Origin of the sequence: Actinomadura rubrobrunea NBRC 15275, from assembly GCF_001552235.1 — a bacterium.
Lineage (GTDB): Bacteria > Actinomycetota > Actinomycetes > Streptosporangiales > Streptosporangiaceae > Spirillospora > Spirillospora viridilutea.
In genome coordinates this window covers 27,786-41,488 of sequence record NZ_BCQU01000060.1, presented here as the reverse complement: position 1 = coordinate 41,488, position 13,703 = coordinate 27,786, and the positions used below count along the sequence as shown (strand labels likewise).

12 protein-coding genes and 1 tRNA gene are annotated in these 13,703 nt (G+C 73.7%); 5 read left to right on the top strand and 8 right to left on the bottom strand.

What is annotated here, in order from left to right; translation table 11 throughout:
* Positions 1 to 621: 621 nt before the first annotated feature.
* Positions 622 to 695, bottom strand: a tRNA-Ile gene (locus AR3_RS18915).
* Positions 696 to 864: 169 nt separating this feature from the next.
* On the opposite strand from AR3_RS18915, the gene AR3_RS18910 reads away from it, so the two are divergent.
* The 4 genes from AR3_RS18910 to AR3_RS18895 all read left to right on the top strand — a co-directional run bounded on the left by AR3_RS18910 (position 865) and on the right by AR3_RS18895 (position 5,376).
* Complete coding sequence (locus AR3_RS18910) at positions 865 to 1,533, top strand: LppX_LprAFG lipoprotein (protein ID WP_067915553.1); 669 nt, start codon at positions 865 to 867, stop codon at positions 1,531 to 1,533.
* Positions 1,530 to 3,071 (top strand): MFS transporter, encoded by a 1,542-nt coding sequence (locus AR3_RS18905; RefSeq protein WP_067915552.1) that lies wholly within the window; start codon positions 1,530 to 1,532, stop codon positions 3,069 to 3,071. The genes AR3_RS18910 and AR3_RS18905 overlap by 4 nt, the downstream gene beginning before the upstream one ends.
* Positions 3,072 to 3,259: 188 nt before the next feature.
* Positions 3,260 to 4,651: a wax ester/triacylglycerol synthase family O-acyltransferase gene (locus AR3_RS18900; protein WP_083951682.1), complete on the top strand. Its 1,392-nt coding sequence runs from the start codon at positions 3,260 to 3,262 to the stop codon at positions 4,649 to 4,651.
* A 113-nt stretch (positions 4,652 to 4,764) separates the two neighbouring features.
* Complete coding sequence (locus AR3_RS18895; RefSeq protein WP_067915550.1) at positions 4,765 to 5,376, top strand: Rv1733c family protein; 612 nt, start codon at positions 4,765 to 4,767, stop codon at positions 5,374 to 5,376.
* An 8-nt stretch (positions 5,377 to 5,384) separates the two neighbouring features.
* On the opposite strand, the gene AR3_RS18890 is transcribed toward AR3_RS18895, so the two are convergent.
* Genes AR3_RS18890 through AR3_RS18880 form a run of 3 tightly spaced genes read right to left on the bottom strand, consistent with a single transcriptional unit; the run spans position 5,385 to position 8,433 of the window.
* Positions 5,385 to 6,332 (bottom strand): ABC transporter ATP-binding protein, encoded by a 948-nt coding sequence (locus AR3_RS18890; protein ID WP_083951681.1) that lies wholly within the window; start codon positions 6,330 to 6,332, stop codon positions 5,385 to 5,387.
* Positions 6,329 to 7,381, bottom strand: a complete 1,053-nt coding sequence (locus AR3_RS18885; RefSeq protein ID WP_227023182.1) for a FecCD family ABC transporter permease — start codon at positions 7,379 to 7,381, stop codon at positions 6,329 to 6,331. The genes AR3_RS18890 and AR3_RS18885 overlap by 4 nt, the downstream gene beginning before the upstream one ends.
* Positions 7,378 to 8,433, bottom strand: coding sequence for a FecCD family ABC transporter permease (locus AR3_RS18880; protein ID WP_067915549.1), 1,056 nt, complete (start codon positions 8,431 to 8,433; stop codon positions 7,378 to 7,380). Before AR3_RS18880 ends, AR3_RS18885 begins: the two co-directional genes overlap by 4 nt.
* Before the next feature lie 119 nt (positions 8,434 to 8,552).
* Here AR3_RS18880 and AR3_RS18875 point away from each other — a divergent pair, with 119 nt between their 5' ends.
* Positions 8,553 to 9,581 carry an ABC transporter substrate-binding protein gene (locus tag AR3_RS18875; protein ID WP_067915548.1) on the top strand — a complete coding sequence of 343 codons (1,029 nt, stop codon included), beginning with the start codon at positions 8,553 to 8,555 and terminating at the stop codon, positions 9,579 to 9,581.
* Here the strand turns inward: AR3_RS18875 and AR3_RS18870 are convergent.
* From AR3_RS18870 to AR3_RS18855, 4 genes are all read right to left on the bottom strand, one after another.
* On the bottom strand, positions 9,574 to 10,323 hold the full coding sequence (locus tag AR3_RS18870; protein WP_067915547.1) for a DUF72 domain-containing protein: 750 nt from the start codon (positions 10,321 to 10,323) through the stop codon (positions 9,574 to 9,576). The genes AR3_RS18875 and AR3_RS18870 overlap by 8 nt on opposite strands.
* Before the next feature lie 108 nt (positions 10,324 to 10,431).
* Positions 10,432 to 11,415, bottom strand: a complete 984-nt coding sequence (locus AR3_RS18865) for a CapA family protein (RefSeq protein ID WP_067915546.1) — start codon at positions 11,413 to 11,415, stop codon at positions 10,432 to 10,434.
* A 205-nt stretch (positions 11,416 to 11,620) separates the two neighbouring features.
* Positions 11,621 to 13,231 carry a monocarboxylic acid transporter gene (locus AR3_RS18860; RefSeq protein WP_067915545.1) on the bottom strand — a complete coding sequence of 537 codons (1,611 nt, stop codon included), beginning with the start codon at positions 13,229 to 13,231 and terminating at the stop codon, positions 11,621 to 11,623.
* Positions 13,231 to 13,596: a DUF485 domain-containing protein gene (locus AR3_RS18855; RefSeq protein ID WP_067915544.1), complete on the bottom strand. Its 366-nt coding sequence runs from the start codon at positions 13,594 to 13,596 to the stop codon at positions 13,231 to 13,233. The genes AR3_RS18860 and AR3_RS18855 overlap by 1 nt, the downstream gene beginning before the upstream one ends.
* Positions 13,597 to 13,703: the final 107 nt, after the last annotated feature.

Here is a 13,703-nt window from a genome sequence, read left to right as displayed (position 1 = left end):
GGGATGAGCGACGCGGCCCGCGCACGAACGTGCCCTTCGCGGGTAGCGTGAGTTGCGATCCCTCTAGGGGGGATGAGCGACTCGGACTGACCACTCCACCCTGCGGGCCCCTCAGAGTTGCGATCCCTCTAGGGGGGATGAGCGACAAGCGGACCGTCCTCGCCGTGCACCGTGACGACGGGTTGCGATCCCTCTAGGGGGGATGAGCGACCCGAGGGTAAAGTCCCAGGTCACGCCGCCGGAACGAGCTTGGTCCATCGTCGATGCTGCAGCGACCCGGCGGTTGTGCAACTCCGCAGGTCAGCGAGGCGCTCGCAGCGACGGCGCTGACACCTCCCGCCGAGGCTGCATCCCTCCAACGATGCCCTGAGGCGTCCCACCCACGCAGGTGGTCGGATGGGCAGACACACGTCGACGTCCTGCGCCGAGTGTCTCGACGGTCGGCTCAGAACGTACGGCGAGGCATCGAGGGGCGACCTGAGCGGCGTCATCTTTGGCGCGTATTCGGCACAGGTGGCCGGTGGTGTACGGTCATGGGTGCGGACGGCTGGACGGCGCCGCGCGGCGGCCCTTGACTGTGGGATTCCTGGTCAGGGGTCGTTTGCGCCTTTCGACCTCGGGTGGGGCGGGCGGGACTCGAACCCGCGACCAAAGGATTATGAGTCCCCTGCTCTGACCGGCTGAGCTACCGCCCCTGGGTGCGTCCCCCGCGAGCTCGCATGACGGAGGGGCTTGCCGCGGGCAATGATAGCGGCGGCCCGTCCGGGGCGGCCACTGGGAACGGCGGAGTCAGCCTTAAGGCGGGCTCGATGTCATACCCGGTACCGAGTGACGGGGCGGCGACCGGTCGGTAGGGTCCGGCCTATGGTCAAGCGGGGAGCCATCGCTCTGGGAATCGTGCTGGTCGCGGCGACGGCCTGCTCGGGCGGGGACGACGGGGGCGGTGAGAAGCAGCCGCCGCCGCAGGACACGCTGCGGCGGGCGTCGACGGCGATGCGGGACCTGCGGAGCGTGGCGTTCACCCTGTCGACCGAGGGGGACCCGGGCGTTCCGGTGCGGAGCGGGGACGTGCGGCTGCTGCGCAACGGGGACGCCGAGGGCACGCTGAACCTCCAGCAGTCCGGGCAGGCGGTCGAGATGAAGATCGTCGCGTTGGGCGAGACGTTCTACGTCAAGGGCGTCACCGGCGGGTGGCAGCGCTACCCGAAGCAGCTCGCGGCGGCGATGTACGACCCGTCGGCCGTGCTCGACCCGAATAGGGGCATCTCGCGGCTGCTTTCGTCGGTGGCGCAGCCGGAGGCGGAGAAGACCGAGAAGGTGAACGGCAAGGACGCCTACAAGGTGCGGGGCACCCTGCCGAAGGACGTCGTCGCCGGGCTCATCCCCGGGCTGAAAGGGGACGTCAAGGGGCACGTGTGGGTGGGCACCGCCGACCACCGGCTGCTCAAGGTCAAGGGCGACGTGAACGGCGGCTCGGTGACGGTGACGTTCACCGAGTTCGACAAGCCGTACAAGATCAGCGCACCGGCATGACGCGGCGCCGCATCGCCATCGGGGTCGGCGGCGCGGTGGTGCTGCTGGCCGCGCTGGACGCCTACGTGGTCGCGACGATCCTGGTGACGATCGTGCGCGACCTGGGGATCCCGATCAACCGGTTGGAGCGGGTGACCCCGGTGGTCACCGGGTTCCTGCTGGGCTACGTGGCGGGGATGCCGCTGCTCGGCCGGCTGTCGGACCGGTTCGGGCGGCGGCCGGTCATCCAGGCGTGTCTTGCGGCGTTCGCGGTGGGTTCGGCGGTCACCGCGTGCGCGCAGGGTTCGCAGTGGGGCGACGGGATCGTCACGCTCACGGCCGGGCGGTTCGTGCAGGGCCTGGCGGGCGGGGCGCTGCTGCCGGTGACGATGGCGCTGGCCGCCGACCTGTGGGAGGAGCGGCGGCGCCCGGTCGTGCTGGGCGCGGTGGGGTCGGCGCAGGAGCTGGGCAGCGCGGTGGGCCCGCTGTACGGGGCGGCGGTGGCCGCCGTGGTCGACTGGCGCGCGATCTTCTGGCTCAACCTCCCGCTGACCGCGCTCGCCATGGCGGCGGTGCACGTCTCGGTGCCGGACGAGCGGCCGCGCGAGCGGCCGGGCGTCGACGTGACGGGCGGGGTGCTGCTGGCGCTGGGGCTGGCGTTGATCGTGGTGGGCGTCTACAACCCGCAGCCGGAGGAGTCGGCGCTGCCGCCGTGGGGGCTGCCTCTCCTGGCGGCGGGTGCGGCTGTGGTCGTCGCGTTCGTGCTGTGGGAGGTGCGGGCGCGCGTCCGGCTGCTGGATCTGGCGGGGACGCGGCGCGGCCCGCTCTTCGCCACGTTGGGGGTGAGCCTGCTGTCGGGCGCCGCGCTCATGGTCACGCTCGTGGACGTGCAGCTGGTGGCGCAGACGCTGCTGGACGAGGACGCGCTGGGCGGCGCGCTGATCTTGGCGCGGTTCCTGGCGGCGCTGCTGGTGGCGGCGTTCCTGGGCGGGGTGGCGGCCTGGCGGTTCGGCGAGCGGGCGGTGCTGGCGGCCGGGATGGCGGTCGCGGCGGCGGGGTACGCGCTGATCGCGACCTGGCCGGAGGGGCTGCGGGACGCGGCGTACGGGCCGCTGCCGCGGATGGACGCGGACCTGGCGGTGGCGGGCCTCGGGCTCGGTCTGGTGATCGCGCCGGTGTCGTCGGCGGTGCTGCGGGCGGTGCCGGCGGCGCAGTACGGCGTCGCGTCGGCGGCCGTGGTGGTGGCGCGGATGATGGGGATGCTGCTGGGCGTGGCGGCGCTGTCGGCGTGGGGGTTCCACCGGTTCCACGCGCTGACCGCCGACCTGCGGCCCCCGCTGCCGTTCCTGATGTCGCGGCAGGAGTTCGCGCGGCGGCTGGCCGAATACCAGGAGGCGGTGCGGGACGCGCTGCGCACCGAGTACCAGGAGATCTTCTGGATCACGGCGGGGCTGTGCCTGCTGGGCGCCGTGCTGGCGCTTGCGGTCCGGGACGGCGCCGGGCCGTCGCCCCGGTCGCGGGAGAGCCGCCCCGAAGCGGCGGTCGAGCCGCAAGGCTGAGAGTCGGCCTCATCTGGCCACGCGGCGGAGCCCGCGCCGCGAACTGCTGAAACAGTTTTTGTCAGCAGAAGTAACCGGGGTTTGTCATAAAGGCGCGTCCGGTGTTTGCCTGGTGTCCGCCGCCGCTTCACCCCGACCCCGAGGACACTCCCGACCGGCGGCAGGAAGAGGGCGAGGCCGTGCATCGGATGAGCGGACTTGATGCCAGCTTCTACTTGCTCGAAGAGGAGAACACGCCCCTGCACTTGGCGGCGCTCCTGGTGTTCGAGGGGCCCGCCCCGTCGCACTCGGAACTGCTGGACGAGATCGCCGTCCGGCTGCCCCGCGTCCCCCGGTACCGGCAGCGCGTCCTGTCCGTTCCCCTGCATCTGGGCAGGCCCGTGTGGGTCGACGACCCGCGTTTCCGGATCGGCGCCCACGTCCGGCGCGCCGCGTCGCCCGTGCCGGGCAACGACGAGCAGCTGTTCGAGCTGGCGGCCCGTCTGCTGGCCCGCCGCCTGGACCCGGGCCGTCCGCTGTGGGAGATCTGGCTGATCGACGGGCTCGAGGGCGGCCGGTGGGCGCTGCTGGCCAAGGTCCACCACTGCATGGCCGACGGCCTCGCCGGCATCGATCTGGCGCTCGCGATGCTCGACGTCGGCGCCGGGTACCGGCGGCCTTCCGCGGAGGAGGTGCGCGCGGCCGCGCGGTGGCGGCCCGCCCCCGAGCCGTCCGCGCTGGACCTGGTGCGGGCGGCGGCCGTGGACGGTGTCGTCCGGCCCCTGCGGAGGCTCGGCGGCGCCGCGGTCCGCGGCATCGGCGCGCTGGGCGACCGCCGGCGGCTCGGCGAGTTCGCGCTGGGGTTGTCGCGCGTGGCGGGGAGGCTCACCGCCCCGGCGCCGGACGGGCTGAACGGCCCGATCGGTCCGAACCGGCGTTGGAGCACGCTGCGGTTCCCTCTGGCAGACGTGCAGAAGATCCGCGCGGCGCACGGGGGCACGGTCAACGACGTGGTCCTCGCGGCGGTGGCCGCCGGGTACCGGAACCTGCTGCTCGGGAGGAGGCCGCTGCGGGACGACACCGTCGTGCGCACGATCGTGCCGGTGTCGGTGCGCGGCGACGGCGAGCGCGGCGAGCTGACCAACCGGATCTCGGCGGTGCTGGTGAACCTGCCGGTCGGCGTCGCCGATCCCCTGGAGCGGCTGGCGCGCGTCCGCGCGCAGACCGACGACGCCAAGCGCAGCGGCCAGGCCGGGATCGGCCGGATCGTCACCGGGCTGGCCGACGCCCCGGCGGTCCCGGCGCTGCTGGCGCTGGCCTCGCGCGTTCCGGCGCGGCTGCGGCAGAACGTGGTGCACACCGTGACGACGAACGTGCCCGGTCCCGACTTCCCGCTGTACGTGATGGGCAGGCGGCTGACGGAGCTGTACCCGTACGTGCCGATCGCCGCGGGGATCCGGGTGGCGACCGCGATCCTGTCCTACCGCGGCGGCCTGCACATCGGCGTCACCGGCGACGCCGACGCCGTGCCGGATCTGGACCTGCTCGCCAAGGGCGTCCGGAACGGCGTCGACGAGCTGCTGGGCGCGGGGAGATCGTGAAATGCGGGGAAAACGCCCCGCGGAACCGGGTTGATCACACTGCGCGGGAATATCCTAGAAAAGGATGGCTAAAAGCCTCTTACCGGGAGCGGACGCCCGGGGAGGTGACGACGATGCGCAGGTCCGGCATCGGCGACGCGCCGACGCGGCGGCTCCGCCGGCGGCTCGGGCTGGAACGCAACGAGCTGCGGCGGGGCGTCGACCGCGTCCAGCGCGCGGTCGCGCTCGCGCTGCTGGTGCTGCTGCTGGTCGCGGCGCCGCCGGTCGCCGCCTGGTGCGGCAGCCTGGCCTACGACGCGGGGCTGCGGGCCGAGCGGCAGGAGCACGCGCAGCGGCAGAAGGTGTGGGCGACGGTGGTCGCCACCGGCGGCTTCGCGGCGGCGGGCGAGCGGTACGTCCACGAGACCGTGCGGGCCACCTGGCCGCGGCCCGTCGACGGCAGGCCGCGCACCGGCATGTTGCCGAGCTGGAAGGGCGCCGAGGTCGGCGCGCGCAAGCAGATCTGGGTGGACCGCGAGGGGAGGCTCGCCGTGCGGCCGCGGCCGCACAGCCGGACCGTCACCGACGCGGTGTACGCGGGCGGCGCGGCCGCGCTGGCCGTCGGCGCCCCCGTGCTGCTGGCGTACGTGGTCGTCCGCCGCCGCTGCGACCGGTACCGCGACCGGATGTGGGACGCCGCCTGGGCCCGCATGGACGCCGACGCCGGGCGCAACCGTCCGTCCTGAGCGTCCCGTCAGCGCGCCGCCGCGGCGGCGTCGCGCGGCGCGCGGGCGCGGCGGCGCGCGGCCGGGACGACCAGCGGGGTGCCGGTCTCCGGGTCGTCGATCACGCGGCACGGCATGCGGAAGACCTCCTCGACCAGCTCGGCCGTGACCACGTCGCCGGGGGCGCCCTCGGCGACGATCCTGCCGTCGCGCATGGCGATCAGGTGGGTGGCGTAGCGGGCGGCCTGGTTGAGGTCGTGCAGGACGGCCACGACGGTGCGCCCCTCCTCGTGGAGGCCCGCGCACAGGTCGAGGACCTCGATCTGGTGGGCGATGTCCAGGTAGGTCGTGGGCTCGTCCAGCAGCAGGATCGGGGTCTGCTGGGCGAGCACCATGGCGATCCACACGCGCTGCCGCTGCCCGCCCGACAGCTCGTCGACCAGGCGGTCGGCCAGGTCGGCGACGCCGGTGGCGGCCATGCACTCGGCGACGACCCGCTCGTCCTCCTTGGACCACTGGCGCAGCAGGCTCTGGTGCGGGTAGCGGCCCCGCGCCACCAGGTCGGCCACGGTGATGCCGTCGGGCGCGATGGACGACTGCGGCAGCAGGCCGAGGGTGCGGGCGAGCCGCTTGGCGGGCCACTCGGCGATGCCGCGCCCGTCGAGCACGACGGTGCCCGCGGCGGGTTTGAGGATGCGCGCCAGCGCCCGCAGCAGCGTCGACTTGCCGCACGCGTTCGGCCCCACGATCACGGTGAACGACCCGTCGGGCACCGCCACGTTCAGCCCTTCGGCGATCGTGCGCCGATCGTAGGCGAGGGTCAGGTCCGTGCCGCGCAGCCGGGCCTCGGAGCCGCCCTTCTTCGACGCCGCTCCGCCCCCCGCGTTCTCGGTGTTGCCGCGGGGGGACGACCCCCCGCTACCCCCCGCGTTGCCGCGGGGGGACGACCCCCCGCCCGACACGTCAGCAGTGCTCATATCCGTCCGTTCCTGCGTTCGGTCACCAGCAGCCACACCAGGTAGCCGCCGCCCAGCAGACCGGTCACCACGCCCACGGGCAGCTGGTGGCCGGGGAAGGCGCGCTGTCCCGCGAAGTCGGCGGCCGCCAGCAGCGCCGCGCCCATGCACAGCGACGGCAGCAGGTTGGGGCCGGGGGTGCGGGTCAGGCGCCGCGCCAGCTGCGGCGCGGTGAGCGCGACGAACGCCACCGGTCCGGCCGCGGCGGCGGCGAACGCCGCCAGCAGCACCGCCGAGGCCAGCAGCAGCGCCCGGACGCGTTCGACCGGCACGCCCAGGCCGTGCGCGGCGTCGTCGCCGAGCTCCAGCATGCGCAGCTGCCGTCCGCAGCCGACGAGCACCAGCGGCACCAGCACGGCCAGGGCGGCCAGCAGCGGCGCGGCGTCGGCCCAGTCGCGGCCGTCCAGGCTGCCGGTCAGCCACAGCATGGCCTGCGCCGCCTCGATGATCTGCGCCCGGGTGAGCAGGTAGCCGTTGACGCCGGTGAGCATGGCGGCCACACCGATGCCGACGAGCACCAGCCGCTGGCCGTGCGCGCCGTGCCGCCCGGCCAGCAGGTAGATCGCCGCGCCGGTCGCCGCTCCCCCGGCGACCGCGCCGCCCGCCACGGCCGCGCCGGAGCCGCCGGCCACCGCGATCACGGCGAGCACGCCGGTGGCCGAGCCCTGGGTGAAGCCGAGGATGTCGGGACTGCCCAGCGGGTTGCGCACGAGCGACTGGAAGAGCGCCCCGGACAGGCCGAGCGCGGCGCCGACGGCCAGCGCGGTCACCGCGCGCGGCAGCCGCACCTCGCGGACGATGAACGTCTCGGCGGGACCGCCGCCGCCGAGCAGCGTCCGCACCACGTCGGCGGGGCTCATGGGGAAGTCGCCGCTCCCGATGGCCAGCACCCCCACCGCCAGCGCGACGGCCAGGCACGCCGCCGCGACGACGAGCGCGCGCATGCGGAACCGCAGGGACAGCCCGCCGGCCGCCTCCGTCCGGACGAGCCCGTACCGCGCGGCGCTCACGAGTTCACCGCCCGACGACGGCGGACGAAGTGCAGGAACACCGGGCCTCCCACCACGGCGGTGACGATGCCGACCTGGAGCTCGGAGGGCCGCACCACGACGCGTCCCAGGACGTCGGCGGCCAGCAGGATGGCGGGCGACAGCACGGCGCAGTACGGCAGCAGCCACCGCAGGTCCGGGCCGGTCAGGACGCGCACCAGGTGCGGCACCATCAGGCCGACGAACACGATCGGCCCGCACGCCGCCGTCGCCGCCCCGCACAGCAGGGTCACGGTGACGATCCCCACGGCGCGGGTGCGTCCGGGGGACGTGCCCAGCGCGCGCGCCGCGTCGTCGCCCATGCTGAGGGCGTTGAGGGGACGCGCCAACGCGAGCGCCAGCACCGCGCCCACGACGATGAACGGCGCGACGCGGACGACCGTGGCGCTCTGCGCCGCGGCGAGCGAGCCGACCGTCCAGAACCGCATGCGGTCCAGCGACACCGTGTCGAGCAGCTGCACGGCGTTGACGTAGGAGTAGAGCGCCGCGTTGAGGGCGGATCCGGCGAGCGCGAGCCGGGCCGGGGTGGCGTTGCGTCCGCCGCCCACCGCGTACAGGAGCACGGCCACCGCGCCCGCCCCGGCGAACGCGAACCACACGAACCCCAGGAACGACACGATCCCGAGGAAGGAGATGGCCGACACCACGGCGGCCGCCGCGCCCGCGCTGATGCCCAGCAGCCCCGGATCGGCGATCGGGTTGCGGGTGAGCGACTGCATCACCGCCCCGGCCAGGCCGAGCGCCATGCCCGCCAGCAGGCCGAGCAGCGTGCGCGGCAGGCGCATCTGGTGGACGACCGTGTAGCCGGACGACGCCTCGTCGACGAGGCCGCGCCACGCCTCCCCGGGCGACAGCGGCTTGGCGCCGACGGCCAGGCTCAGCACCAGGACGACGAGCAGGACGCACCCGGCGGCCGCCAGCCCGGCGGCGCGCGCGGTCCGGCGTCCGGCGGCGGGCGCCCGCGCCTCTGGGGCGGGCGCCTCGGAGAGGGGCGGTGAGGTGGTCAGGGACAACTCGCTGCTCCGGAGGGGGGAGGGGACGGCGCCCGGCTCTGCACAAGGCCTTAGGTTAGGTTAACCTAAGCCACAATTCGGTCATAGGTCCCATCCGTTAACGGAAAGAACGATGCGCGATGTCTGACGCAGCTCCCTTCTCCCCGCCGACCCGCCGCGCCGTGCTCGGCGCGGGCGGCGCGGCCGTCCTCGGCGCGCTGCTGGCCGCCTGCGGCGGCGGCTCCTCGAACGGCTCCGGCGGCTCCGGCTCGGGCGGCTGGACGTTCACCGACGACCGCGGCACCAAGGTCTCCCTGAAGGCGCGGCCGCGTCGTATCGTCGCATACATCGGCAGCGCCGCCGCCCTCTACGACTTCGGCGTCACCGACCAGATCGTCGGGGTGTACGGGCCGACCAAGCTCAAGGACGGCCGCCCCGACCCGCAGGCGGGCCGGGTGCCCGTCGACAAGGTGACGATCATCGGCAACGCCTACGGCGAGTTCAACCTGGAGAAGTACGCCTCGCTGCGGCCCGAGCTGCTCATCGACAACATGTTCGTGCCCGGCGAGCTGTTCTACGTGCCCAAGGAGAGCAAGGACAAGATCTTCGCGCTGGCGCCCAGCATCGGCATCTCCACCGGCTCGGCCCCGCTGCCCAAGCCGATCGAGCGCTTCCGCGAGCTCGCCGCCGCGCTGGGCGCCGACGTGCAGAGCGCCCAGGTGACGCAGGCCAAGGAGCGGTTCGACAAGGCGGCGCAGGCGGTGCGCGACGCGGTCAAGGCCAACAAGGGCATCAAGGTGCTGGCCGCGTCCGCCAGCCCGGACCTCTTCTACGCCTCCAACCCCGGCAAGAACGCCGACCTGATGTACTTCCGGGAGCTCGGCGTGGACGTCATCGTCCCCGACAAGGTCGACCAGCAGGGCTACTTCGAGAGCCTGAGCTGGGAGAACGCCGACAAGTACGCGGCCGACGTCATCCTGCTCGACAACCGCACGCAGGCGCTGCAGCCCAAGGACCTCGGCTCCAAGCCCTCTTGGAAGGAGCTGCCGGCCGTCCGGAACGACCAGGTCATCCCCTGGCAGGCCGAGCCGGTGCTCTCCTACACCGGGTGCGCGCCGATCCTCGAGGCGCTCGCCCGCGCCCTGCAGTCGGCCAAAAAGATCACCTGACGGCGTCCGAAACCCGGGCCCGGCGCGCCAGCTCGGCGAAGCGCAGAGCGTTGCGCACGGCCGCTCCCCCGGGGTCGTTGTTGAAGTACACATAGACGTCCGCGTCCGGCGCCCAGGTGTCGGCGACGCGCCGGATCCAGGACGTCAGGGCCCGGTCGCCGTACTCCGGCCACGGCACTGCCGCCCCCTGGTGCAACCGCACGTATCCCCAGTCGGCGGTGCGCCACAGCGGGGTGACGGGCCGGCTGAGGACGTCCGCCCAGCACAGGGCCGCGCCGTGCCGTTCCAGCACGGCGCGGACCTGGTCGCTCCACCAGCTGGGGTGCCGCGGCTCGACGGCGACGCGCACCCCGGCGGGGAAGCGGGCCAGGCAGTCGGCGAGCCTGCCGGCGTCGGCGTGCAGCGTCGGCGGCAGCTGCAGCAGGATCGGCCCGAGCTTGCCGCCGAGCCCCCGCGCCGCGGCCATGAGACGGGCGACGGGCTCGGCGGGGTCCTGCAGCCGTTTGACGTGGGTGAGGAACCGGCTGGCCTTCACCGCCATGACGAACCCGTCGGGGGTGCGGGCGGCCCAGTTCTCGAACGTCTCGCGTTTGGGCAGCCGGTAGAACGCGGCGTTGCTCTCCACCGTCCCGAAGCGTTCGGCGTACCGCTCCAGCCACAGCCGCTGGGGCAGGCCCGGCGGATACAGGACGCCGCGCCAGTGCGCGTACTGCCACCCCGAACAGCCCACGAGCATCGCCATCGCGTCCTCCTCACATCCGGGAGACGGAATCGACGACGGCGGCGACGCGCACGGACGGGCGCCTCGGCGCGTTCCGCGCGCCCGCTGCCCGCGGCGCCGACACCGTGATCACCCCATGCGCGCCACGAGCCTGCCGTCCTCCTCCTCGACCGGGGTGCCGAACTCCCGGCACGCCGCGGTGAACCGGCGGCGGATCCACTCGCGGTCCGCGCCCGCGGCCAGCCGGGTGTGAGCGAAGCACAGCCGCAGCGGCACCGCCTCCAACCGCGCGGGCTCCAGCGTCCCGCGCGGGTCCGGGCGCTCCAGCGTCACCAGGAACAGCAGCCCGAGGTCGTTGCGCAGCAGCCGGTCGACCACGTAGTCGTCGATGAAGTCGCCGAGGTCGAACAGCACCCGGCCCGCCGCGCCCTGGAAGACGTGCGCGGACGTCCCGGCGACCAGCGTGGCGCCCGCCCCGGTCAGCGCGCCGGCCGCGCGCCGCACGTACCGCAGCGGCTCGGTCACCATGTTCGGCCCCCAGTGCGTCATCACCAGCACCGCGTCGGCCCGCTCCCGCAGCGCGCGGACCTGGTCGACCAGCCGGCGCGGCGTCCCGGCGGGCAGGTCGGCGTACGCCACGCCCGGCCGGTCCCGGCCCGCCGCGAAGTCGGCCGGATGGTCGGTCACCCCGATCACGGCGACGCGCGCGTCCCCGGCCCGCAGGAACGCCGGGGCGCGGGCGTGCGCCTCGTCCTCGCCCGCGCCGACCGCGCGGATCCCCGCCGCGGCCAGGTGGTCGAGGGTGTCGGCGAGCGCGTCGGCGCCGTAGTCCAGGGCGTGGTTGTTGGCGAGGTTGACGCAGTCGACGCCGAGGCCGGCCAGCGCCTCCGCGGCGGCCGGGGGCGCGCGGAAGTGGAACGGCTTGCCGGGCGCGGGCCACGGCCGGCCGCGCGCCGACACGCAGCACTCCAGGTTGAGGACGGCCAGGTCCGCTTGCGCGACCGCCTCGCGCACCCCGTCGGAGAACAGCGCGTGCGGACCGGCCTCGGCGAGGCGGTCCGCCACACCGCGGCCGAGCATGGTGTCCCCGGCCAGCGCCATCGTGACCGCCATGGCCGTCCCCTACCCGCCGACGCCGGGTCTATCGCCGGTGCGGACGCCGCGCCGGCCACGCGCCCGGACACGGGCCGGCCCCGTCCTCGGGGGCGGAGAGGACGGGGCCGGTACTTCCGGGGGCGGCGGAGCGGTGCGGGGCCGGGAGCTCGGGCGAGGGGGAGGCGGCCCCTACGCCCCCGGAATGAGGAGGGGCGGGCGTTTCCTAGTGATGTACGGCGCCTTCCGCGCCCGCCCCAGTCAGTGAACGCACCTCGATCTCGGCGTACTTGGCGTTGTTGTACTCCTTGCTCAGCACCGTGCCGAGCCACCCGCACAGGAACCCGAACGGGATGGACACGATGCCGGGGTTCTCCAGCGGGAACCAGGAGAAGTCGACGTCCGTGAACAGCGCCTTCTCCTGGCCGGACACCACCGGCGAGAACGTCACCAGGAACACGGCCGAGCCGAGCCCGCCGTAGATCGCCGCGACGGCGCCGGAGGTGTTGAACCGCTTCCAGAACAGGCTGTAGAGGATGGCGGGCAGGTTGCCGGACGCGGCGACCGCGAACGCCAGCGCGACCAGGAACGCCACGTTCAGCCGCTGCGCGTAGATGCCCAGCACGATCGCGACCGCGCCGATGACCAGGGCGGCGATGCGCGCGACCCGCACCTCCTCGCGCTCGGTGACCTGGCCCTTCTTGAACACGTGGGCGTACAGGTCGTGGGCGAAGGACGACGAGGACGCCAGCGTCAGCCCGGCCACCACCGCCAGGATCGTCGCGAACGCGACCGCCGCGATGACCGCCAGCAGGATGGTGCCGCCCGCGTCGCCGAACACCCGGTTGCCGATCTCCTCGGCCAGCTGCGGCGCGGCGGTGTTGCCCGCCGGGTTGGCCTTGCGGATCGCGTCGCTGCCCACCAGCGCGGCGGCGCCGAAGCCGAGCACCAGCGTCAGCAGGTAGAACGCGCCGATGATGCCGATGCCCCACATCACCGACTTGCGGGCGTCGCGGGCGGTCGGGACGGTGTAGAAGCGGATGAGGATGTGCGGCAGGCCCGCGGTGCCCAGCACCAGCGCCAGGCCCAGGCTGATCAGGTCGAGCTTGCCGGTCAGGCCGGACGCGTCGGTGGCGTAGCGCAGGCCGGGCTCCAGGAACGCGTCGCCCTTGCCGCTCTGCTCGGCGGCGTCGCGCAGCAGGGTCGACAGGTTGAACCCGAACTTGCCGAGCACCAGCAGGGTGACCAGGGCGGCGCCGCCCATGAGCAGCACGGCCTTGACGATCTGCACCCAGGTGGTGCCCTTCATGCCGCCGACCGTCACGTAGATGATCATGAGCGCGCCGACCAGCACGATCGTGGCGTTCTTGGCGAAGTCGCTGGTGAACCCGAACAGCAGCGCCACCAGCGCGCCGGCGCCCACCATCTGCGCCAGCAGGTAGAAGATCGACACCGTGATGGTGGACACGCCCGCCGCGGTGCGCACCGGCCGCGGGCTCATCCGGAACGCCAGCACGTCGGCCATGGTGAACCGGCCGGAGTTGCGCAGCAGCTCGGCGACCAGCAGCAGCGCCACCAGCCAGGCCACCAGGAAGCCGATCGAGTACAGGAACCCGTCGTAGCCGTACAGCGCGATCAGCCCGGCGATGCCGAGGAACGAGGCCGCCGACATGTAGTCGCCGCCGATCGCCAGGCCGTTCTGCACGCCGGAGAACGAGCGGCCGCCCGCGTAGAAGTCGGTGGCGTCCTTGGTGTGCCGGCTCGCCCACACCGTGATCGCGAGGGTGCCGGCCACGAACGCCAGGAACAGGATGACCGCAAGGGTCTCGTGGCTCATCAGCTCTCCTTACCGACCGTGGTCTCGGCCTTGGCGCCGCCGTCGCCCTCCACCTCGGCACGCAGCTTGTCGGCGAGCGGGTCGAGTCTGCGCTCGGCGTGCCGGGAGTACTGCCAGGCGATGAGGAAGGTGGACACGAACTGCAGCAGCCCGAAGATCAGGGCGATGTTGATGAAGCCGATGACCTTGGTGCCCATGAAGTCGCGCGCCCAGCCCGACAGCACCACGTACAGCAGGTACCAGACGAGGAACGCGGCGGTCGCCGGGAAGGCGAACGCGCGGAACCGGCGCCGCAGCTCCTGGAACTCGGCGCCTTGCTGGACGCGTTCATAGACCGTGGAAGTGGATTGGTGTTCTACGGCCACTGATCCTCCTCGGCTGTGACGTCGGTCACGTCACGGTAGAGGCCGGTGCCGCCGCGCACGAGAGCGCGGGCGGCGCCGTGCGGTCAGCAGCCGCTGATTCTCGATGA